The 19,449-nt window shown below is 65.4% G+C and carries 18 protein-coding genes and 3 tRNA genes; 4 read left to right on the top strand and 17 right to left on the bottom strand.

What is annotated here, in order from left to right:
• Nucleotides 1-2: 2 nt before the first annotated feature.
• The 7 genes from BHE01S_RS05100 to uvrC form a co-directional block, all read right to left on the bottom strand.
• Complete coding sequence (locus BHE01S_RS05100; protein WP_042261243.1) at nucleotides 3-491, bottom strand: GNAT family N-acetyltransferase; 489 nt, start codon at nucleotides 489-491, stop codon at nucleotides 3-5.
• Between the two features lie 85 nt (nucleotides 492-576).
• Entirely contained in the window at nucleotides 577-849 is a 273-nt protein-coding gene (locus BHE01S_RS05095; protein ID WP_042261241.1) for a DUF2164 domain-containing protein, read from the bottom strand.
• Between the two features lie 124 nt (nucleotides 850-973).
• Nucleotides 974-1,047: transfer RNA gene (locus BHE01S_RS05090), tRNA-Cys, on the bottom strand.
• Between the two features lie 148 nt (nucleotides 1,048-1,195).
• A tRNA-Gly gene (locus BHE01S_RS05085) sits at nucleotides 1,196-1,271 on the bottom strand.
• A gap of 79 nt (nucleotides 1,272-1,350) precedes the next feature.
• Nucleotides 1,351-1,426, bottom strand: a tRNA-Gly gene (locus BHE01S_RS05080).
• A gap of 173 nt (nucleotides 1,427-1,599) precedes the next feature.
• Nucleotides 1,600-2,190, bottom strand: coding sequence for a CDP-diacylglycerol--glycerol-3-phosphate 3-phosphatidyltransferase (gene pgsA, locus BHE01S_RS05075; RefSeq protein WP_042261239.1), 591 nt, complete (start codon nucleotides 2,188-2,190; stop codon nucleotides 1,600-1,602).
• A gap of 122 nt (nucleotides 2,191-2,312) precedes the next feature.
• Complete coding sequence (gene uvrC / locus BHE01S_RS05070) at nucleotides 2,313-4,556, bottom strand: excinuclease ABC subunit UvrC (protein WP_042261237.1); 2,244 nt, start codon at nucleotides 4,554-4,556, stop codon at nucleotides 2,313-2,315.
• Nucleotides 4,557-4,758: 202 nt separating this feature from the next.
• On the opposite strand from uvrC, the gene earP reads away from it, so the two are divergent.
• The 4 genes from earP (at nucleotide 4,759) to BHE01S_RS05050 (ending at nucleotide 8,899) form a co-directional block, all read left to right on the top strand.
• On the top strand, nucleotides 4,759-5,943 hold the full coding sequence (earP, locus tag BHE01S_RS05065; protein WP_042261235.1) for an elongation factor P maturation arginine rhamnosyltransferase EarP: 1,185 nt from the start codon (nucleotides 4,759-4,761) through the stop codon (nucleotides 5,941-5,943).
• Nucleotides 5,944-6,114: 171 nt separating this feature from the next.
• Nucleotides 6,115-6,672: an elongation factor P gene (gene efp, locus BHE01S_RS05060; RefSeq protein WP_042261233.1), complete on the top strand. Its 558-nt coding sequence runs from the start codon at nucleotides 6,115-6,117 to the stop codon at nucleotides 6,670-6,672.
• A gap of 300 nt (nucleotides 6,673-6,972) precedes the next feature.
• Entirely contained in the window at nucleotides 6,973-7,182 is a 210-nt protein-coding gene (locus BHE01S_RS05055; protein WP_042261231.1) for a CsbD family protein, read from the top strand.
• Between the two features lie 331 nt (nucleotides 7,183-7,513).
• Entirely contained in the window at nucleotides 7,514-8,899 is a 1,386-nt protein-coding gene (locus BHE01S_RS05050; RefSeq protein WP_042261228.1) for a sigma-54-dependent transcriptional regulator, read from the top strand.
• Nucleotides 8,900-8,989: 90 nt separating this feature from the next.
• Here BHE01S_RS05050 and nagZ read toward each other — a convergent pair whose 3' ends face one another.
• The 10 genes from nagZ to BHE01S_RS05000 form a co-directional block, all read right to left on the bottom strand.
• Nucleotides 8,990-10,030: a beta-N-acetylhexosaminidase gene (gene nagZ, locus BHE01S_RS05045; protein WP_042261226.1), complete on the bottom strand. Its 1,041-nt coding sequence runs from the start codon at nucleotides 10,028-10,030 to the stop codon at nucleotides 8,990-8,992.
• Between the two features lie 44 nt (nucleotides 10,031-10,074).
• The gene (acpS, locus tag BHE01S_RS05040) at nucleotides 10,075-10,473 is read right to left on the bottom strand and encodes a holo-ACP synthase (RefSeq protein WP_042261224.1); all 399 of its coding nucleotides are present in this window, start codon (nucleotides 10,471-10,473) and stop codon (nucleotides 10,075-10,077) included.
• A 56-nt stretch (nucleotides 10,474-10,529) separates the two neighbouring features.
• Nucleotides 10,530-11,294, bottom strand: coding sequence for a pyridoxine 5'-phosphate synthase (gene pdxJ / locus BHE01S_RS05035; protein ID WP_042261222.1), 765 nt, complete (start codon nucleotides 11,292-11,294; stop codon nucleotides 10,530-10,532).
• A complete protein-coding gene (gene recO / locus BHE01S_RS05030; RefSeq protein ID WP_042261219.1) occupies nucleotides 11,291-12,304 on the bottom strand; it encodes a DNA repair protein RecO in 1,014 nt (337 codons plus the stop codon). Before recO ends, pdxJ begins: the two co-directional genes overlap by 4 nt.
• Nucleotides 12,305-12,322: 18 nt before the next feature.
• Complete coding sequence (gene era, locus BHE01S_RS05025) at nucleotides 12,323-13,228, bottom strand: GTPase Era (RefSeq protein ID WP_042261218.1); 906 nt, start codon at nucleotides 13,226-13,228, stop codon at nucleotides 12,323-12,325.
• 54 nt (nucleotides 13,229-13,282) lie between these two features.
• Nucleotides 13,283-14,452, bottom strand: coding sequence for a ribonuclease III (gene rnc / locus BHE01S_RS05020; RefSeq protein WP_042261216.1), 1,170 nt, complete (start codon nucleotides 14,450-14,452; stop codon nucleotides 13,283-13,285).
• A gap of 218 nt (nucleotides 14,453-14,670) precedes the next feature.
• Complete coding sequence (lepB, locus tag BHE01S_RS05015; RefSeq protein ID WP_042261215.1) at nucleotides 14,671-15,567, bottom strand: signal peptidase I; 897 nt, start codon at nucleotides 15,565-15,567, stop codon at nucleotides 14,671-14,673.
• A 33-nt stretch (nucleotides 15,568-15,600) separates the two neighbouring features.
• Nucleotides 15,601-17,394: a translation elongation factor 4 gene (gene lepA / locus BHE01S_RS05010; protein WP_042261213.1), complete on the bottom strand. Its 1,794-nt coding sequence runs from the start codon at nucleotides 17,392-17,394 to the stop codon at nucleotides 15,601-15,603.
• Between the two features lie 175 nt (nucleotides 17,395-17,569).
• Nucleotides 17,570-17,893 (bottom strand): glutaredoxin family protein, encoded by a 324-nt coding sequence (locus BHE01S_RS05005; protein WP_042261211.1) that lies wholly within the window; start codon nucleotides 17,891-17,893, stop codon nucleotides 17,570-17,572.
• A 17-nt stretch (nucleotides 17,894-17,910) separates the two neighbouring features.
• Nucleotides 17,911-19,428 carry a DegQ family serine endoprotease gene (locus tag BHE01S_RS05000; RefSeq protein ID WP_042261209.1) on the bottom strand — a complete coding sequence of 506 codons (1,518 nt, stop codon included), beginning with the start codon at nucleotides 19,426-19,428 and terminating at the stop codon, nucleotides 17,911-17,913.
• Between the last annotated feature and the right edge of the window lie 21 nt (nucleotides 19,429-19,449).

Here is a 19,449-nt window from a genome sequence, read left to right as displayed (position 1 = left end):
AGTCAGGCCGAGCGCATCCACACGTGCGCGATGCCGTCCTCGTCGTGAATCTCGCCAACGGGTGAGAAGCCGAACGCACCGTAGAACTTCTGCAGGTGCGCCTGGGCATGCAGACGCATCGCGACGTCCGGCCATTGACGCTCGATCTGCGCGATGGCGCGTTCGAGCAGCGCGTTGCCGAGCTTGATGCCGCGGTGGTTTTGCGACGTCACCACGCGGCCGATGCGCACGTCGGCGTCCTGCGCGTCGGGCGGCAGCACACGCAAATAGCCCGCAAGCTCCCGCACGCCGCCCTGCTCGCTCCATGCAAACAGATGCCACGCGCCGAAGTCGAGACCGTCGATATCGCCATACACGCAGTTCTGTTCGACGACGAACGCGTCGGCGCGCAGCTTGAGCATGGCGTAGACTTCGCGCGCGTCGAGCGCATCAAAGGCTTTCCATTGCCAGTCGAATTGGGGCAGCGGCAAGGCGGTGGACTGCACGGTCATGGTCGGTGATTTCCCTCAAAGCATCGTCAATGACCACGATTATGCCGCGCGCCGCGCGCGCCACAAACCCGCCACTGGGCAGCGCTCACTTGCGCCGGCGCGGTTGCCCGTATTTGCGCCAGTACTGGAACGGCTCCTCGTGCAGATCGATGTCGAGATCGACTATGCGCGCCTGCATACTCTCCTGTGCGTCGGCAATGGCCTTGTTGTAGACCGCCGGCGCAATCTCTTCGAGAAAGAAGCCCAGCAGCGCCCCCGCCGCGACGTTGCCGATCGGCTCTTCCAAGTTGGCGTCGAAATAGCGCTGGATGGAGGCGATCGCTTCGGTGCGCGCGTCTTCGGGGAGTTCGATGGACATGTCGGAAGTCCGGAGAGGACGGGTTCCGGCTATTTTGCGCCACGTGCGTCGACGGATCGCGAAAAACGCGGCAATGCGGGCGCAAAAAACAAAAGCCACCCGCAGGTGGCTTTTGTTTTGCATCTGGAGGCGCGAGCCGGAGTCGAACCGGCCTACACGGCTTTGCAGGCCGCTGCATAACCGCTTTGCTATCGCGCCAGAAGCGGACTGACCGGAGTGCGGCAAACATGGGGCAAACTGCTTGCGCCCGCAACGACCGGACAGATTTGTTTGATGGCTTGATACGCTGACCCAAGCCTGCCAAACAAAAAGGGAAGCGCTGCTTCCGCTGCTTCCCCTTGGCATTTGGAGCGGGAGACGAGTCTCGAACTCGCGACCTCAACCTTGGCAAGGTTGCGCTCTACCAACTGAGCTACTCCCGCAAATGTCCTGCTTTACTGCGACTCTTACTGCTTCGGCACTTCGTTTTTCGTTACTGCAAAAACGCCGCACCTGGAATTCTGGAGCGGGAGACGAGTCTCGAACTCGCGACCTCAACCTTGGCAAGGTTGCGCTCTACCAACTGAGCTACTCCCGCATATTTGCTTCAGAATTTGCCGAATTTTCAGCTAACTTCGGCTTATCTTCTGCGATCTCTACCGCATCTGCTCGCTTGCTACTGCGTCATGCAGCGGAGAAGTGAGATTATGTATAACCCGCAGAATCGTGTCAACCCCTTCGCGTGATCTTTTTGGAAAAGACACCCGGGATTCACAAGCTCCCCCGTTCGCGGATCTGGGGCCACGCGAGCTTCATGTAGTAGAGCATCGACCAGATCGTGAGGAACGCTGCCACGTAGATGAGCCACGCCCCCCACACGCGCGAATCGAATAGCGTCACGCCGCCGAGCGTAAGCGGCGCGTAGAACAGCAGCATGGGAATCGCGACCATCTGGCACGCGGTCTTGAACTTGCCGAGCGAATTCACGGCCACGCTCTTCGACGCGCCGATCTGCGCCATCCACTCGCGCAGCGCCGAGATCGCGATCTCTCGTCCGACGATCACGAGCGCGATCACGGCGTCGAGCCGCTGCAGATGCACGAGCACGAGCAGCGCCGCAGTGACCATGAGCTTGTCCGCGACGGGATCGAGAAATGCGCCGAACGAAGAGGTCTGATTCCACTTGCGCGCGAGAAAGCCGTCGAACCAGTCGGTGAGCGCCGCCAGCACGAAGAGCAGCATCGCCAGCACGTTCTGCTGCATCGGCGAAAGCATCGTCTGCGGCAGATAGAACACGCCAACCACGAGCGGAATCGCCAGGATCCGCAGCCAGGTCAGGAGAATCGGAATATTGAACGGCATCGGCTGGCGCTATCTGTCGGGGAGAGGCAATGATGGGAGATGCAATTGTGCCGCGTCGCCGCACGTGCCACAAGCAACCGTAAGGAATGGCCAGGCCGGACCTGGCTCACGACGCCGCCGCATCAGTGAAGCTGCTGGTAGATCTGCTCGGCAAGCGAGCGCGAGATACCCTCAACACTCGCCAGATCCTCCACGCTCGCCGCCATCACGCCGCGCAGGCCGCCAAAGCGCGCAAGCAGGCGCTGGCGACGCTTCGCCCCCACGCCCTCCAGTTCTTCGAGACGCGACGTCTGACGCGTTTTGCCGCGCTTCGCGCGCATGCCGGTGATGGCGAATCGGTGCGCCTCGTCGCGGATCTGCGCGACGAGCATGAGTGCGGCGCTCTCCTTGCCGAGTTCGAGCGGCGCACGGCCATCGGCGAACACGAGGGTCTCGAGGCCGACCTTGCGGCCCTCGCCCTTCGCCACGCCCACCAGCATCGCCGGATCGAGACCCAGTTCGGTGAACACCTGCCGCGCGATCTCGACCTGCCCCTTGCCGCCGTCGATCAGCACGATGTTGGGCAGCGTGCCGCCGGGCGGCGGCACTTCGGCTGCCTCGCCGGCCTCGCTGGCTTGCGCCGCGGCATCCGGGTCGGCCGGATCGGGCGCCGGCACGGGCGGCGCTGGCGCGTCGTCGGCTTCGGCGCGCGCCGCTTGCGCGACCATCTTCTCGTAGCGCCGCGTGAGCACCTGGCGCATGGCGGCGTAGTCGTCGCCGGGCGTGATGCCGGTGATGTTGTAGCGCCGGTACTCGGCCGACTGCATCTTGTGATGGTGATAGACCACGCATGAGGCCTGCGTCGCCTCGCCCATCGTGTGGCTGATATCGAAGCACTCGATGCGCAGATGCGCGAGATCGTCCAGTTCGAGGCCGAGCAGTTGCGCGAGCGTGCGGGTGCGGGCCTGCTGCGAGCCCTGCTCGGAGAGCAGACGCGCGAGCGCGAGCCGCGCGTTCTGTTCGGCCATCGCGAGCCAGGCGCGCTTCTGACCTTGCGGCTGACGCAGCAGCGTGACCTTGTGCCCGGCCTGCTCGCTCAGCACGTCCACGAGTTCGCGGTTCGCGGGCGGGTGGCTCACCACCAGCACGGGCGGCACGCGGTTGCCGAAGTAGTGCTGCGCGATGAAGGCGTCGAGCACCTCGGATTCGATGCCGATCTCGCGCTTTTTGCGCGAATCCGCCTGCGGACCGAGCTCGGGTGTGGCGGCGGGTGTGGCGCATTCAGCATCGCCTGCCACGTCTTCATCGCCGGCAAGATCGGCCGCCATCGCAAGGGGATCGAGCAGGTCGGCTTCGAGCGCCGCATCGTCTTGTGCTTCGTCCGCTTGCGCCTGCTCGACGTAATCCTCCAGCGTCTTGCGCGCGAGCGCTGGCAGCGACTTCAGCGCGCTCGCCGCGACCACGGTCTCGCTGTCGATTTCCTGGGCGACGCCGCCCTCCTCGTCGGTCAGCGCGCGCTCCACATGCGCGGGGAAATACGCCTTGTCGCCCAGATGCCGGCCGCCGCGCACCATCGCGAGATTCACGCAAACGCGCCCGCCCAGCGCCACCACGGCAAGAATATCGACGTCGCTCTCGCTGCCCGTTTCGATGGCCTGCTGGTGCAGCACGGTCGAAAGCGAACTCATCTGGTTGCGCACGGACGCCGCCTGCTCGAACTTCAATTCGGAGGCGAACGCGTGCATCTTCGTCTCCAGCTCCTTCATCACCTCGTTCTGACGGCCCAGCAAAAAGCGCGATGCGTTGTTCACGTCGCGCGCGTAATCCTCTTCGCCGATCGCACCCACGCAAGGCGCGGTGCAGCGCCCGATCTGATGCAACAGGCAAGGCCGCGTGCGGTTGTTGAACACGGAGTCCTCGCAAGTGCGCAACTGGAACACGCGCTGCAGGATCTGGATGCTCTCGCGCACCGCCGAGGCGCTCGGAAACGGCCCGAAGTACTGGTTGTTGCGATCCACCGCGCCGCGGTAGTACGCCATGCGCGGGAACCTGTGCCCCGTGATCTTGAGAAACGGATACGACTTGTCGTCGCGAAAAAGGATGTTGTAGCGCGGCGTGAGCGCCTTGATGAGATTGTTCTCGAGCAGCAGCGCCTCGGCCTCGGAACGCGTGACCGTGGTTTCGATGCGCGCGATACGCGTGACCATCATCGCGATGCGCGGTGAAAGCTGCGTCTTGGTGAAGTAGCTCGATACACGCTTTTTCAGGTCGCGCGCCTTGCCGACGTAGAGGACCGCGCCTCGTGTGTCGTAGTAGCGATACACGCCCGGCAGATGCGGCAGCTGCGCGAGCGCCTTTTTCGGGTCGAAAACGTCGGTGTCGGTCATCCAGTTTCGGGGACGGGCGGTGCGTCGAGAGAGGTGAGACGTTGCATGGCGCGCCGCCGTCGCGACGCGTTCATGGCTGTGTCCTAAAATCGCAAGTTTAGATCATTCCATGCCGCACGGAACCTGCGCCGAACTTGCCGGCGAGGCGTGCTGTACCTCCTTGCAGCATGGCGGTCTGGATTCTCCGCGTCGCCCGCTACCCATGACAGAAGCCTCCCCACCCACTGCCGCCAGCCATAGCGCCATTGCTTGCGACCTCTTTTGCGCCGTCATCGACAATTTCGGCGACATCGGCGTGTGCTGGCGGCTCGCGCGCCAGCTCGCGCACGAGCACGGCTGGCAGGTGCGCCTGTTCGTCGACGACCTGCACGCGTTCCAGAAGCTCTGCCCCGCGCTCGACCCGGACCGCGCCACGCAAACGCTCGAAGGCGTACTCGTCGAGCACTGGCACGAGCCGGGGCATGCGGGCGACACACTGCAGATCGCCGATGTCGTGATCGAGGCGTTCGCGTGCGAGCTGCCGGGCGTCTATGTCGCGGCGATGGCCGAGCGCGCGCGCAAGCCCGTCTGGCTCAATCTCGAATATCTGAGCGCCGAAGACTGGGTGGCCGACTTCCATCTGCGGCCTTCGCCACACCCGCGCTACGCGCTCGCGAAGCACTTCTTCTTTCCTGGCCTCGGCCCCGGTACCGGCGGCGTGCTCAAGGAGCGCACGCTCGATGCCGGGCGCGCGGACTTCGAGCGCTCGCACGACGCCCGCGCCGCATGGTGGCAGCGCGCCACGGGCGGTCCGCCACCCGGGCCGGACGCCACCGTGATCTCGCTTTTCGCCTACGAGAACCCCGCCGTCGACGCGCTGCTCGAACAATGGCGCGACGGCGCGACGCCGGTGGTCCTGCTCGTGCCCGAGGGCCGCATCTCCGGCGCGCTCGCGCGCTTTTTCGGGGAGCCGGCGTTTGGCGCAGGCTCGCAGGCCACACGCGGCGCGCTACGCGCGCACGCGCTTGCGTTCACGGAGCAGCGCGCTTACGACCCTCTGCTCTGGGCGAGCGACCTCAATTTCGTGCGCGGCGAGGACTCGTTCGTGCGCGCGCAATGGGCCGCGCGACCGTTCGTATGGCACATCTACCCGCAAGCCGACGACGCCCATCTGCCGAAGCTCGACGCCGCACTCGCGCACTACGGCCGCACCCTGCCAGCGGCCCCGCGCGCCGCACTCGAACGTTTCTGGCATGCGTGGAATGGCCGCGGCACGCCGGACTGGGCCGATTTTGCGCAGCATCTGCCCGTCTATGCGACGCGCGCCAACGCCTGGGCCGCCGAACTCGGACAGGTTGGCGATCTCGCCGGAAATCTCGCCGAATTCGCAAAAAGTCAGTTAAAATAAGCGGTTATCCGACGGCAGCCGTCTCAAGCGCTTCGAGTTTCGCGTCCCTCATCGTGCACGCATGAAAGAGGGTCGCAGCAGCGGCACCAGCAGCAGCAACCGAATCCGCTTGCGACGTTTGCCGTCGAGCACACTCGAAGCTACTTAATCTGGACAGGACAGTTTTTTACTATGAAGACCGCACAGGAACTCCGCGTCGGCAACGTCGTGATGATCGGTAACGACGCGATGGTCGTGCAGAAGGCCGAATACAACAAGTCGGGCCGCAACGCCGCCGTCGTGAAGATGAAGTTCAAGAACCTGCTGACCGGCGCGGGCATGGAAACCGTGTACAAGGCGGACGACAAGTTCGACGTCGTCGTGCTGGATCGCAAGGAAGTGACGTACTCGTACTTCGCCGACCCGATGTACGTGTTCATGGACGCCGACTACAACCAGTACGAAGTCGAAGGCGAGATGATGGGCGACGCCCTGAACTACCTCGAGGACGGCATGGCCTGCGAAGTCGTGTTCTACAACGAGAAGGCCATCTCGGTCGAACTGCCGACCGTCCTCGTGCGCGAGATCATCTACACGGAACCGGCCGTCAAGGGCGACACGTCGTCGGGCAAGGTCCTGAAGACCGCCAAGCTGCACACCGGCTTCGAGCTGCAAGTGCCGCTCTTCTGCAACATCGGCGACAAGATCGAAATCGACACGCGCACGAACGAGTACCGCAGCCGCGCCTAATGGCGGCCTGAAGGCAGCCTCGGCAGCCTTGGGCGCCGCCGCTGCCCCCTCGGCAAAAAGGCGGACACCGCTATCAAAGCGCCCCCTCGGGGCGCTTTTTCTTTTTTTGCCGAACGTGTATGTTTGAGAGTACTACGGAAAACCGGTTATGCACAATGGATTGCGCACTGGCCGCCTTCTGTGGGCAAGCGGCGGGCAGGCGCGGCGCGTACCGGTCAAAGTGACTCCCGCGGCACGGTTTCTGCTGTGAGGTGAGAGAGCATGCGTTCCACGCTCTTTCCCCTTATCAGGAGAAACACAATGAACAACGACATTGCCGAAGGCAAGTGGAAGCAGATGATCGGCAAGGCCAAAGCGGCATGGGGCGAGTTGACGGACGACGAACTCGCAAAGGCCGAAGGCCGGGCGGATCGGCTCGCCGGGCTTATCCAGGAACGTTACGGCAAGACGCGTGACGAGGCAGAACTGGAAGTGCGCCGTTGGTTCAACGCGCACCGGCCACGCGACTGACGCACCGGCCCCGGCATGGGCGGTACGGTCGTCGCCCGCTTGCAGGCAAACAGGGGGTTGCACGCAAGCCGCAAGCGCTTCGCGCTTCGGTCTTGTGCCGCTGCCCGGCCGCCACGCTGCCGGGCAACGCGGTCGCGCCCCCCGCTCTGGCGCAGCACTACTGGGAGGACCGGAACTGAACACCCTGCTACGAGACATCTCCGTGATCTCGGTGAAATCTTTCGCATCGTGCCGCGCTCCCGCGCGCCGCGCGGTTGCCTGCCGGGGCGCGTGCGCGGCCCCGCGCGCGCAGCGCCGGCGCGACTGCGCTCATCCGTAAGCCGCTACCGCCATGCCACACGCCCTGATTGTCGAAGACGATCCCAATAGCCTGTCAGGTCTCTCTGCGATCCTGTCGGCCGACGGGTTCTCCGTCGACACCGCTGCCACCCTCGCCGAAGCGCGCGCCGCCCTTGCGCGCTTCATCCCCGACGTCGTGCTCGTCGACCTGAACCTGCCTGATGGCGGCGGCCTCGAGTTGCTGCCGCATTTGCCCGCGCAGCCGCCAGGCGGCGCGCTGCCCGTGATCGTGATGACCGGCAACGCCACCGTCGAAAGCGCGATTGAAGGCCTGCGCCACGGCATCTGGGACTATCTGCTCAAGCCCGTCAACATTCCGCGCCTGCGCAGCCTGCTCGCGCGCATTCCGCGTCCCTACGAACTGACCGAGGAAGTCCGCGCGCTGCGCGCCACACTGCGCCAGATGGGCCACTTCGGGCCGATGCTCGGGCGCAGCAGCGCGATCCAGCATGTCTACGACACGCTCGAACAACTCGCGCCCACCGAAGCGGCGCTCCTCGTGCACGGCGAAGCCGGCACGGGCAAGGAAGTCGCTGCGCGCACGCTGCACCAGCTGAGCCGCCGCCGCAAGGGGCCTTTCATCGTGTGCGACGCGCGCTCGCTCGTGGCCGAAGCCGCCGCGGGCCGCCCGCTTGCGAGCGTGCTGTTCGGCCACGAGCGCGGAGCGTTCACCGGCGCGGAACAGCGCGAGCCGGGTCTCGTCGATCAGGCGAACGGCGGCACGCTCTTCATCGACGAGCTGACCGACCTGCCGCGCGAGCAGCAGGAAACGCTGCTGCGCGCGCTCGATTCGCAGACCTTCATGCGCGTAGGCGGCAACAGCGAGGTGGGCACCGATTTCCGCCTGATCGCGGCCACCCGTGCGATACCGCGCGAAGCCGTTCAGCAGGGCGCGCTGCACGACGATCTGTGGCTGCGCCTCGATGCCGCGGCGGTCCAGCTGCCGCCGCTGCGAGAGCGCGACGACGACGCCGCCCTGCTCGCGCTCGCGTGCATCGACGAACTCAATCAGGAAGCCCAGGCGCACGGTCTGGCCGGCGCGACGCGGCTCGTCGCGCCCTCGTTCATCCGCGAGTGCCTCGCGTATGACTGGCCCGGCAATGTACGCGAGTTGCACGAACGCGTGAGACGCGCGTGGCACGCCTCCGGTGAGGTGCTGGAAACGCTGCAGGCCGAGGAAAGCAGCGGCGCGGGTCCGCGCGAGATGAACGGTGGCCGCGTGCAGGTCACCGTGGGCACGCCGCTCGCCGACGTGGAGGAAATGCTGATCCGCGCGACACTCGACGCCGTGGGCGGCACGCGGCACCGCGCCGCATCGTTGCTCGGCATCAGCCCCAAGACGCTCTACAACAAGCTGCAGCGCATGCGGCTGAACTGAATCGGCAAAACGCGCGCACGTTGTAAAAGAGGCGGCCCTTCGTTTCCGAAGGACCGCCTTTTTCGTTTTGCCCGCGCGGCAATCAGGGCATCAAGGCAACACGCTGCGCAGCAACGCCTGCGCCTCGATGTACCCCGGGTCCGCCACCATTCTGTCCCAGCGCTGCGCCTTGCCGCGCGCGCGCATGCGCCTGATGCGCTGGCCCGAAGCCTTGGCGGCGCGGCGCGGCTCCGTGCTGCGCAACGCGTCGAGCACTTTTTCTGCCTCGTGCGGCTGGTTGCAGACGAGCACCATGTCGCAGCCCGCTTCGAGCGCGGCGCACGCGCCCTCGGTGAGCGTACCGCCCTGGCGCGCGGCCTCCATCGAGAGGTCGTCGCTAAAGATCGCGCCCGTGAAGCGCAGCCGCTTGCGCAGAACGTCTTCGACCCAGATGCGCGAGAAGCCCGCGGGCTTCGAATCGACCTTCGGATAAATCACATGCCCCGGCATCACGGCCGCGAGCGACAGACCGAGCCAGTCGTAAGGCTGCGCGTCTTCGCCGAGGATCGCTTCGAGCGGACGCTCGTCGACGGGCACCGCGACGTGCGAGTCGGCCGTCGCAAAGCCATGCCCCGGGAAATGCTTGCCGCAATTGGCCATGCCCGCAAGCGACAGCCCGTGATTGAGACTCTTGGCGAGCAGCGTGACGACGCGCGGATCGCGGTGGAAAGCGCGATCGCCCACCACCTTCGACTGGCCATAGCCTAGATCGAGCACCGGCGTGAAAGACAGGTCGATGCCGCACGCGCGCAGTTCGCTCGCGAGAATGTAGCCCACTGCCGTGGCGAGCTTGGTGGCGAGCAGCACATCCTTGTCCCACAGCGCGCCGAGGCGCCCCATGGCGGGCAGCACAGTGAAGCCGTCGGTGCGAAAGCGCTGCACGCGGCCGCCTTCGTGGTCGACGGCGATCAGCAGGTCCTCGCGCACCGCACGGATGGCGTCGGTCAGCGCGACGAGCTGCGCACGGTTCTCATAGTGGCGTGCGAACAGGATCACGCCGCCGGTCATCGGGTGCGCGAGGCGTCGCACGTCGTCGTCGTTCAGCGTGGTGCCGACCACGTCGAGCATGACTGGCCCGGGAATATTCTTCATCGATGAGTTTTGCGTAGATGCCGCGCAACGCACGGCGAAAGAGATCAGCCGGTGATTTCCGCAACCACGAACGACACCGCGTAGTCATGTTCGTCCGTGATGCTCACGCGCGCCGTGATTCCGCGTTCGTCGAGCCACCGCGCGAGTTCGCCCGAAGCGACGATCACGGGACGGCCGCCTGGCTCGTTGAGCGTCTGCATGGCGCGCCAGGTCATCGGCATGTGCATGCCGAGGCCGATCGCTTTCGAGAACGCCTCCTTCGCGGAGAACCGCGTGCACAGATACGCGAGACCCCGCGCCGCCGAGCGCGCCTTGCGCGCCTCGTAGACCGCGAGTTCGTCCGGGCCGAGTACGCGCGGCGCGAAGCGGCCGTTGGTGCGCTCCATGACCGCCGCCACCCGGCTCACCTGGATGATGTCGGTGCCGATACCGTAGATCGCCATGAGACTCCCGTCGATGTATGTCGATTGCGCGCGAGCGCGAAGGCACGGGTTTGCCGTCAGCCGCGCGTGCCCAGGCGCGCCGCCACCATGATCGCCTTCATTTCGCGCACCGCGTTTTCCCAACCCGCGAAGATGGCGTGCGCAACGATCGCGTGGCCGATGTTCAACTCGACGACGCCGTCAATGGCCGCGATCTGCTGCACGTTCGTGTAGTGCAGACCGTGGCCGGCGTTCACCTTCAGGCCGAGACTGTTGCCGCAGTTCACGCCGGTGACCACGCGCTCGTATTCGCGTTCCTGCTCGCCGGCGTCGTGCGCCTCGGCGTAGCGGCCCGTGTGCAGCTCGATCACGGGCGCGCCCGTTTCGTGTGCCGCGCGGATCTGCGTTTCGTCCGGGTCGATGAAAAGCGAGACGCGGCAGCCCGCGTCGGCAAGCTGACGACAGGCGGCGGCAACGGCGTCGAAGTGGCCCGCGACGTCGAGGCCGCCCTCGGTCGTCAACTCCGCGCGCTTTTCGGGCACGAGGCAAACGTCGTGCGGTTGGATCTCGCACGCGATGTCGAGCATCTCGGACGTCACCGCGCATTCGAGGTTCATGCGCGTCTTCAGTTGCGGGCGCAGCGCGCGCACGTCGGCGTCGACGATATGGCGGCGATCCTCGCGCAGATGCAGCGTGATCGCATCGGCGCCCGCCTCTTCGGCGAGAAGCGCCGCGCGGATCGGATCGGGATAAGCGGTGCCGCGCGCGTTACGCAGCGTGGCGACGTGGTCGATGTTCACACCGAGGTCGATCACGTTGGGCGAAGTGAGAAAGAAGCTCATAGGTTCTGCAAGTCGATCAGAATCTGGCGCGTCGCGAGCGGCGTGCCGCCAAGGTACGTGTTCAGCAGGAAACGCATGAGCGCCTTGCTCTGCGCAACCGTCTGGGGTCGATGGTAATCGTCCTCTTCCATGTCGAGCAACGTCTGCCCCGAAAGCCGGGGCCATTGAGAAGGCCATTCGTCCGATGCTTCGCGCACGCCGCGTTCCGGATCGAACACGTAGCGCCCTTCGGCCGCCACGGCCTTGCGGTTCACGGTGCGATTGAGCGCAAGCGCGTAGCCCGCCTCGCGCAGCAGCACGCGCTCGAACGCGCGCAGCACCTGCACGGGCGGCTCGTCGTGCGCGAGGCGCGTGAGCGTCACGACGTAGTGGCGAAAGAGTTCGGGGTGCGGGTCCTCACGGGCGATGAACTTCACGAGCAGCTCGTTCACGTAGAAGCCGCACAGCAGCGCGTCGCCGGTCAGCGGCAACATGCCGCCAACCCACTCGGCGCCGGTGAGCGTGCGAACCTCGCCCTTGCCGGTCCACGCAAGCGCGAGCGGCTGGAAGGTTTGCAGCACGCCGCGCAACGCCGAATGCGGACGCTTCGCGCCCTTCGCGACGAGCGCCACGCGGCCATGATCGCGCGAAAGCACGTCGATGATGAGGCTCGTCTCGCGGTACGGATAGCTGTGCAGCACGAAAGCCGGCTGCTCGGCGATGCGGTAATCGGGGCTCGTGCTGCGTGAGGCGCGCGGCAATTGGGAGCGCGCGGTGGTCTTGCGGCCGCTGCGCGATTCGGCGCGGCCTTCGAGCGTGGCGTCGGCGCCTTCGGTCATCGCACCGCGTGCGGGGGCGCCTTTGGCCGCCTTCGTGCTTCTCGCGCCCGTCGTGCCTGCGGCGCCTTTCGCGGCCGAGCGCCGCGCGCCGCGGGAGCCGGATGCTTCGTCCGCGGCGATTGCCTCGTCGGCCTGCGCTTCATCGTGCGCGGGCCAGTCGTCGTGCAGGGTTCCGGCTGCGCCGTCACTCATACGCGGTGCCCGTCGTGCTTACTCGTAACCGTAGGCACGCAGCCCGGCTTCGTTGTCGGCCCAGCCGCTCTTCACCTTCACGAAGGTTTCGAGGTAGACGGGGCCGTCGAACAGCTTCTCCATGTCGAGTCGCGCCTCGGTGCTGATCTGCTTGAGCTTCGCGCCCTTCTGGCCGATCACCATCGCCTTCTGCGTGTCGCGCTCGACGAGAATCGTCGCGAAGACGCGGCGCAGCCGCCCTTCCTGTTCGAACTTGTCGATCAGCACCGTGCTCGTGTACGGCAGTTCGTCGCCGGTCCAGCGGAACACTTTTTCGCGCAGGATTTCGGCAGCGAGGAAGCGCTCGCTGCGATCGGTGAGGTCGTCTTCGCCGTAGATCGGCTCGCCTTCGGGCAGATACGGCTTGAGCGTCGCGAGCAGGCGCTTGATGTCGGCGGGATCCCTGGCCGAGAGCGGCACGATTTCGCGGAACTCGCGCAGACCCTGCACCTGCTGGATGAACGGATACAGCGTGCCCTTGTCGCTCACACGGTCGATCTTGTTGGCGATGAGGATCGTGGGCGCACTCGGGGGAATCAGGTCGAGCACCTTCTGGTCGTCGGGGCCGAACTTGCCGGCCTCGATCACGAACAGCACGGCGTCGACCGAGCTGAGCGTGGAGGTCACCGCGCGGTTCAGCGAGCGGTTGAGCGCCGTGCTGTGGCGCGTCTGAAAGCCCGGCGTGTCGACGAAGATGTACTGTGCGTCGTCGATCGTATTGATGCCGGTGATGCGATGACGCGTGGTCTGCGCCTTGCGCGACGTGATGCTGATCTTCTGGCCGACCAGCGCGTTCATCAGCGTCGATTTGCCGACGTTCGGACGGCCGACGATCGCGACCATGCCGCAACGGAAACCGGCAGGAGTGGAGGTGGGAGCGTTCATGATCGGACCGGAATAGAAAAACGGGAGGCGCGCTCGCGACGCGCCTCGGTGGAATCAGTGGCCGGCATCGGCCGCGCGCACGGGAATAGCCGTCGTGGCTTCGGCATGCGCGCCGGCATCGGCGCTGGAGCCGCCGGTCGCTGCGGCTTGCACGCGCTCGACGCTGCGCAACGCCGCTTCGGCTTTCACGGCGTTCGAACGGTGGCCGATAGCGCCGGCGCTCGGCACGGCGTCGAAGCCCACTGCCTTGTCGGCGGGCTTCTCGCTCGCCTTGTCGGCACCGCGTTCGGCCTTTTCCGCGGGTTTTTCTGCCGGTTTGTCCTTCTCCGCCGGACGCTCCTGGACGTGCGCCGCGCGAATCACCGCGAGCGGCGCGCCTTCGGCTGCCGCGGCCTGCGCCGCACGCTCGCTACGCGCCGAGGCCCGCTCGCGACGCTCAGGCGATCGCAGATCGAGCGCGCCCTGCACGCCGGTCACACCGGGGACGACCTCGGGCTCCGGTTTGGGAGCACGCGCGCCCTTCGAGCGGCGCGGCTTCGCGACCAGCGCGGGCGCCGCGGCCATGACCTCGTCGAGCGCCTTCTTCGCCGCGGCCTGCTCCGCCGCGCGACGGCTCGCGCCCGAGCCGGACACTTTCACGTCGAGCTTCGGCACCGTGCATTCGACTTCGAACTGCTGATTGTGCGCCGCACCATGCGTCGCAACGACCGTGTAGGTCGGCAGCGCGATCTTGTGACCCTGCAGGTATTCCTGCAGCAGCGTCTTGGAATCCTTGCCGAGCGTACGCGGATCGATGTGATCGAGGATCGGCACGTAGAGCCGCTTGATGACCGTCTGGGCGGCATCGAAGCCGCCGTCGAGGAAGATCGCCCCGAAGATCGCCTCCAGCGCGTCGGCGAGGATCGACGGGCGACGGAAACCGCCGCTGCGCAACTCGCCTTCGCCGAGGCGCAGGCCGTCGGCAATATTGAGGGCCTGAGCAATTTCGTAAAGCGACTGCTGCTTGACCAGGTTCGCACGCACGCGCGAGAGGTCGCCTTCGTCCAGCTTGCCAAAGCGTTGGAACAATAGGGCAGCCACCGCGCAATTCAGAACCGAATCACCGAGGAATTCGAGGCGTTCGTTATGCGTGGCACTGTGACTGCGGTGGGTTAAAGCCTGGCGCAGCAATTCCGCATTGCGAAATTCATAGCGCAAACGGCTTTCCAACGGAGATTGGGGCATGGGGAGAGTATAACGCGCCCGCCGCCCCCGGCGAAAACAGGGGGCGGCGGGCGAAAAACCGTGACGAAGCGACGTTACCGGGGATTCTTCAAGTAGCGCGCGAAGATGCAATGCGCGTGGTGCGAATATGACTTCTGTTCGCGCCTGCGCATTGGGTTGTTGCTTCGATGACTGCTTCGCGCGTGCTCAACGTGCATCACACGTCTGGCAAACACGAATTACTCGAACGAACCGATGCGGCGCAGATTGCTGAAGTTCATCCAGATGAAGAACGCGCGGCCCACGATGTTCGCGTCGGGCACGAAGCCCCAGTAGCGGCTGTCCGCACTGTTGTCGCGGTTGTCGCCCATCATGAAGTAATGGCCCGGCGGCACCTTGCAGATCACGCCGCGCGCGTTGTACTGGCAGTTGTCGCGATACGGATAATCCTCTGCGCCCACGATGAACGGCGGCACCGCGGGATTGTTGAGGATGTTGTTCTTGCGGCCGTTGCCGAGGTCTTCCGTGAACTGCTTCGCGTAGCCAATGCGCTCTTCGTCGAAGAAGTCGGCCTGCGGCACTTCCGGCACCGGCTTGCCGTTGATCGTGAGCTGCTTGTCCTGATAGGAGACCACGTCGCCCGGCAGGCCGATCACGCGCTTGATATAGTCGACCGACTCGTCCTTCGGATAGCGGAATACGACCACGTCGCCGCGCTCGAGCGGGCGGCCCTGCGTGATCTTCGTGTTCGTGATCGGCAGACGGAGACCGTAGTCGAACTTGTTCACGAGGATGAAGTCGCCCACGAGCAGCGTGGGCACCATCGAACCCGACGGAATCTTGAACGGCTCGACGACGAACGAGCGTACGAGGAACACGATCAGGATGACGGGGAAGAAGCTCGCGGTGTATTCGAGCCACCACGGCTGGCGCAGCTTTTCGTTGCGCAGGTTCTGGCGCGTGACAGGCGCGTTTTCGTCGGCGAAGCGCTCGCCCACACGCTCCTGCTGGCGGTCGAACTCCGCGACGGCCGCATCTGCGGCGAGGCGCCGACGCGGCATGAACACCAGTTTGTCTGCAACCCACGCAACGCCCGTCAAGATGACGAGCACAAAGAGTATCAGCGCAAAATTCATGTAGAGATCCGTTTCCCGGCTTATTGACGTTGCTTATTTATCTTCGACACGAAGGATGGCGAGGAAGGCCTCTTGCGGAATCTCGACCGAGCCGACCTGCTTCATCCGCTTCTTGCCTTCCTTCTGCTTTTCGAGCAGTTTCTTCTTGCGCGTGATATCGCCGCCGTAGCACTTGGCGAGCACGTTCTTGCGCAGCGCCTTGATGTTCTCGCGCGCGATGATGTGCGCGCCGATCGCGGCCTGAATGGCCACGTCATACATCTGGCGCGGAATGATCTCGCGCATCTTCGCCGCGACTTCGCGGCCGCGGTACTGCGACTGCGAGCGGTGGACGATGATGGACAGCGCGTCGACCTTGTCGCCGTTGATCAGCATGTCGACCTTCACGACGTCCGAAGTGCGGTACTCCTTGAACTCGTAGTCCATCGACGCATAACCGCGCGACACCGACTTCAGACGGTCGAAGAAGTCGAGCACGATTTCCGCCATCGGAATTTCATACGTGAGCTGCACCTGGCGGCCGTGGTACTGCATGTTGATCTGGTTGCCGCGCTTTTGCGTACAGAGCGTGATGACCGAGCCCACGTAGTCCTGCGGCATGTACAGGTTCACGGTCACGATCGGCTCGCGGATCTCGCCGATCTTCGAGGGCTCCGGCATCTTCGCCGGGTTCTCGACCATGATCTGGGTGCCGTCCGCCTGCACGACTTCGTACACCACCGTCGGCGCCGTGGTGATGAGGTCCATGTCGAACTCGCGCTCGAGACGCTCCTGCACGATTTCCATGTGCAAAAGACCGAGGAAGCCGCAACGGAAGCCAAAGCCCAGCGCCTGCGAAACTTCCGGCTCGTACTGCAGCGAGGCGTCATTGAGCTTCAACTTTTCGAGCGATTCACGCAGCGCGTCGTACTGGTTCGCCTCGACCGGATAGAGGCCCGCGAACACCTGCGGCTTCACTTCCTTGAAGCCCGGCAGCGGCTCGGGCGCCGGCTTCGCCGCGAGCGTGACAGTGTCGCCCACCTTGGTCGCGGCGAGCTCCTTGATGCCGGCGATGATGAAACCCACCTGGCCCGCCGAAAGCTGCTCGAGGTTGCGCGACTTCGGCGAGAACACGCCGACATGCTCGACCGGATACTGCGCGCCGGTGGCCATCAGCTTGATCCTGTCCTTCGGACGCAGCGTGCCGTTGACGATACGCACGAGCATCACCACGCCCACGTAGTTGTCGAACCACGAGTCGATGATGAGCGCCTGCAGCGGCGCTTGCGGATCGCCCTTGGGCGGCGGCACCCTGGCGATCAGCGCTTCGAGCACGTCTTCCACGCCGAGACCGGTCTTCGCGCTGCAGCGCGTCGCATCGGTGGCGTCGATGCCGATCACGTCCTCGATCTCCTCGATCGCGTTCTCGGGATTGGCGGCGGGCAGGTCGATCTTGTTGAGCACCGGCACGACTTCCACGCCGAGTTCGATCGCGGTGTAGCAGTTCGCCACCGTCTGCGCCTCGACGCCCTGGCTCGCGTCCACCACGAGCAGCGCGCCCTCGCACGCGGAGAGCGAGCGGCTCACCTCGTAGGAGAAGTCGACGTGCCCCGGTGTGTCGATCAGGTTCAGGTTGTAGACCTTGCCGTCGCGCGCCTTGTACGTGAGCGCAGCCGTCTGCGCCTTGATCGTGATGCCGCGCTCGCGCTCGAGATCCATCGAGTCGAGCACCTGCGATTCCATTTCGCGGTCGGACAAGCCGCCGCACAGCTGGATGATGCGATCGGCGAGCGTCGACTTGCCATGGTCGATGTGCGCAATGATCGAAAAGTTACGAATATGATCCATTCAGTGCCGATCAAGCGAAAAAGGCGCGCCCCAACGATAGCTGGGCACGCCTCGTAAATAGATGAAAAACCGGACTATTTTAGCCGAAAAGGGGTCCCACGGGCGAACCGGCCGGTGATGTAGCGGATGTGTCATGGCGCTGGAACATGTCGCGCGGCGCTCCTGCGCGCGCGTTTCAGGCACCGCCCGGCGGCTGCGGCTGCCCGCCCGGTGCATCGGCGCCCAGGCCCAGCGTTGCGCGCACGCGCGCTTCGTCGAGATGGTAGTGACACAGCTCGATGCCGTCGCAAACGAGCACCGGCACGAGCTCGTCGTAACGCGCCAGCAGCGCGGGGTCGGAATCGACATCGACGACGTCGAGACGCGCACCCGCCGCGGCGGCGAGCGGCTCGAGCGCCACGCGCATGGCCTCGCACAGATGACACCACGCGCGGCCGTAGAGCACGAGGTGCGCGCTCGCCCGTTCGAGCGCGCCCGGCGCCGCCGACGAAGACCGCATGGGCGTGCGCACCGGCTTTACTTCTGCCCCGGCGCGCGCGGGCGCAGCGGCACGAACTGCGTGTTGTCGCCGCGACGCACGAGCACCGCCACCATCTTCTGCGGGTCGAGATGCGCCGTCACGTCCTGGAACTGCTTTGCGCCGGTGATATCCGTGTCGCCCACGCGCAGGATGATGTCGCCCTTCTGCAGGCCGGCGCGCGCTGCCGGGCCATCGACCGAGTCCACCATCGCGCCGCCCTTCAGCTTGAGCTGGGCGAGCTGATCGGCGGGGATATCGACCACCGCGATGCCGAGAGCGCTCATCACGCGCGGCTTGGGCTCGGGCGCCTTTTTCTGGTCGGCCTTCGCGCTCTTGTCGGTCTGCATCTCGGCGATCGTGATCGGCAAATCGCGCGTTGCGCCCTTGCGCCAGATCGTCACGGTCGCCTTGGTGCCCGGCTTGGTGTCGCCGACCATGCGCGGCAGGTCGGTCGCGGCGTCGACGCTCGCGCCGTTGAACTTCAGGATGATGTCGCCCGGCTGGATGCCAGCCTTGTCGGCTGGGCCGCCCGGCTCGACGCTGGAAACGAGCGCGCCTTGCGCCTTGGGCAAACCGAGCGAGTCGGCCACGTCCTTCGTCACCTCGCCGATAGCCACGGCAATGCGCCCGCGCGTGACCTTGCCCGTGGACTTGAGCTGATCGGCCACGCGCATCGCCTCGTCGATCGGAATCGCGAACGAGATGCCCATGAAGCCGCCGGTGCGGCTATAGATCTGCGAGTTGATGCCGATCACCTCGCCCTGCATGTTGATGAGCGGACCGCCCGAGTTACCGGGATTCACGGCCACGTCGGTCTGGATGAACGGCAAATAGTCCCCCGTGTCACGCCCCTTCGCGCTCACGATGCCCGCCGTCACGGTGTTCTCGAGGCCGAACGGCGAACCGATCGCCACGACCCACTCGCCCACGCGCACCTTGTTCGAGTCGCCCATCGTCACGGCCGGCAGATTCGCGGCCTGGATCTTCACCACGGCGACGTCCGTGCGATCGTCCACGCCGATCAGCTTCGCCTTGAATTCGCGCTTGTCGGTGAGCGTCACATAGATGCTGTCCGCGTCGTCGACCACGTGTGCGTTGGTCATCACGTAGCCGTCGCTCGAGAGGATGAAACCCGAGCCGACGCCGCTGTTCTGTTCGGTGTCGTTGCCGCTGTCCGGGCCGGAGTCCGAACCGCTGCCCGGGTTTGCGCCCTGGCTGCCCCCCTGACCGCCGCCCTGCCCACCCTGCGGCCCTTGCGGGAGCGGGATGCCAAAGAAGCGGCGGAAGAATTCCGACATGTCGCCCTGATCCATGCCCGGCGGGAGGCCGCGCTGAGCTGAGGAGACACGCGTCGTGGTGCGGATATTGACGACCGACGGTCCCACCTTGTCCACGAGGTCGGCGAAGTCGGGCAGATTGGCAGCCGGCGCCGCCGATGCCACGTGCGATGCGAACGGCAGGCACGCCGCCACGACCGCGGCCGCGAAGAATTTGCGCAGCGGGAGAATCGTCATATCGAAGTCAGCCGAAGGAAG

It is taken from the genome of Paraburkholderia heleia NBRC 101817, assembly GCF_000739775.1.
GTDB lineage: Bacteria > Pseudomonadota > Gammaproteobacteria > Burkholderiales > Burkholderiaceae > Paraburkholderia > Paraburkholderia heleia.
The sequence above is the reverse complement of the archived record's forward strand: the minus strand, read 5'-3'. Positions and strand labels throughout refer to the sequence as shown.

Bases quoted from the DNA above. Each gene is read 5' to 3' on its own strand.
- era (WP_042261218.1), bottom strand. From the start codon at position 13,228: ATGAACGCTCCCACCTCCACTCCTGCCGGTTTCCGTTGCGGCATGGTC.
- BHE01S_RS05100 (WP_042261243.1), bottom strand. From the start codon at position 491: ATGACCGTGCAGTCCACCGCCTTGCCGCTGCCCCAATTCGACTGGCAA.
- nagZ (WP_042261226.1), bottom strand. From the start codon at position 10,030: ATGAAGAATATTCCCGGGCCAGTCATGCTCGACGTGGTCGGCACCACG.
- acpS (WP_042261224.1), bottom strand. From the start codon at position 10,473: ATGGCGATCTACGGTATCGGCACCGACATCATCCAGGTGAGCCGGGTG.
- BHE01S_RS05000 (WP_042261209.1), bottom strand. From the start codon at position 19,428: ATGACGATTCTCCCGCTGCGCAAATTCTTCGCGGCCGCGGTCGTGGCG.
- recO (WP_042261219.1), bottom strand. From the start codon at position 12,304: ATGAGTGACGGCGCAGCCGGAACCCTGCACGACGACTGGCCCGCGCAC.
- rnc (WP_042261216.1), bottom strand. From the start codon at position 14,452: ATGCCCCAATCTCCGTTGGAAAGCCGTTTGCGCTATGAATTTCGCAAT.
- BHE01S_RS05050 (WP_042261228.1), top strand. From the start codon at position 7,514: ATGCCACACGCCCTGATTGTCGAAGACGATCCCAATAGCCTGTCAGGT.
- lepA (WP_042261213.1), bottom strand. From the start codon at position 17,394: ATGGATCATATTCGTAACTTTTCGATCATTGCGCACATCGACCATGGC.
- pdxJ (WP_042261222.1), bottom strand. From the start codon at position 11,294: ATGAGCTTCTTTCTCACTTCGCCCAACGTGATCGACCTCGGTGTGAAC.
- BHE01S_RS05005 (WP_042261211.1), bottom strand. From the start codon at position 17,893: ATGCGGTCTTCGTCGGCGGCGCCGGGCGCGCTCGAACGGGCGAGCGCG.
- BHE01S_RS05095 (WP_042261241.1), bottom strand. From the start codon at position 849: ATGTCCATCGAACTCCCCGAAGACGCGCGCACCGAAGCGATCGCCTCC.
- uvrC (WP_042261237.1), bottom strand. From the start codon at position 4,556: ATGACCGACACCGACGTTTTCGACCCGAAAAAGGCGCTCGCGCAGCTG.
- pgsA (WP_042261239.1), bottom strand. From the start codon at position 2,190: ATGCCGTTCAATATTCCGATTCTCCTGACCTGGCTGCGGATCCTGGCG.
- lepB (WP_042261215.1), bottom strand. From the start codon at position 15,567: ATGAATTTTGCGCTGATACTCTTTGTGCTCGTCATCTTGACGGGCGTT.
- BHE01S_RS05055 (WP_042261231.1), top strand. From the start codon at position 6,973: ATGAACAACGACATTGCCGAAGGCAAGTGGAAGCAGATGATCGGCAAG.
- efp (WP_042261233.1), top strand. From the start codon at position 6,115: ATGAAGACCGCACAGGAACTCCGCGTCGGCAACGTCGTGATGATCGGT.
- earP (WP_042261235.1), top strand. From the start codon at position 4,759: ATGACAGAAGCCTCCCCACCCACTGCCGCCAGCCATAGCGCCATTGCT.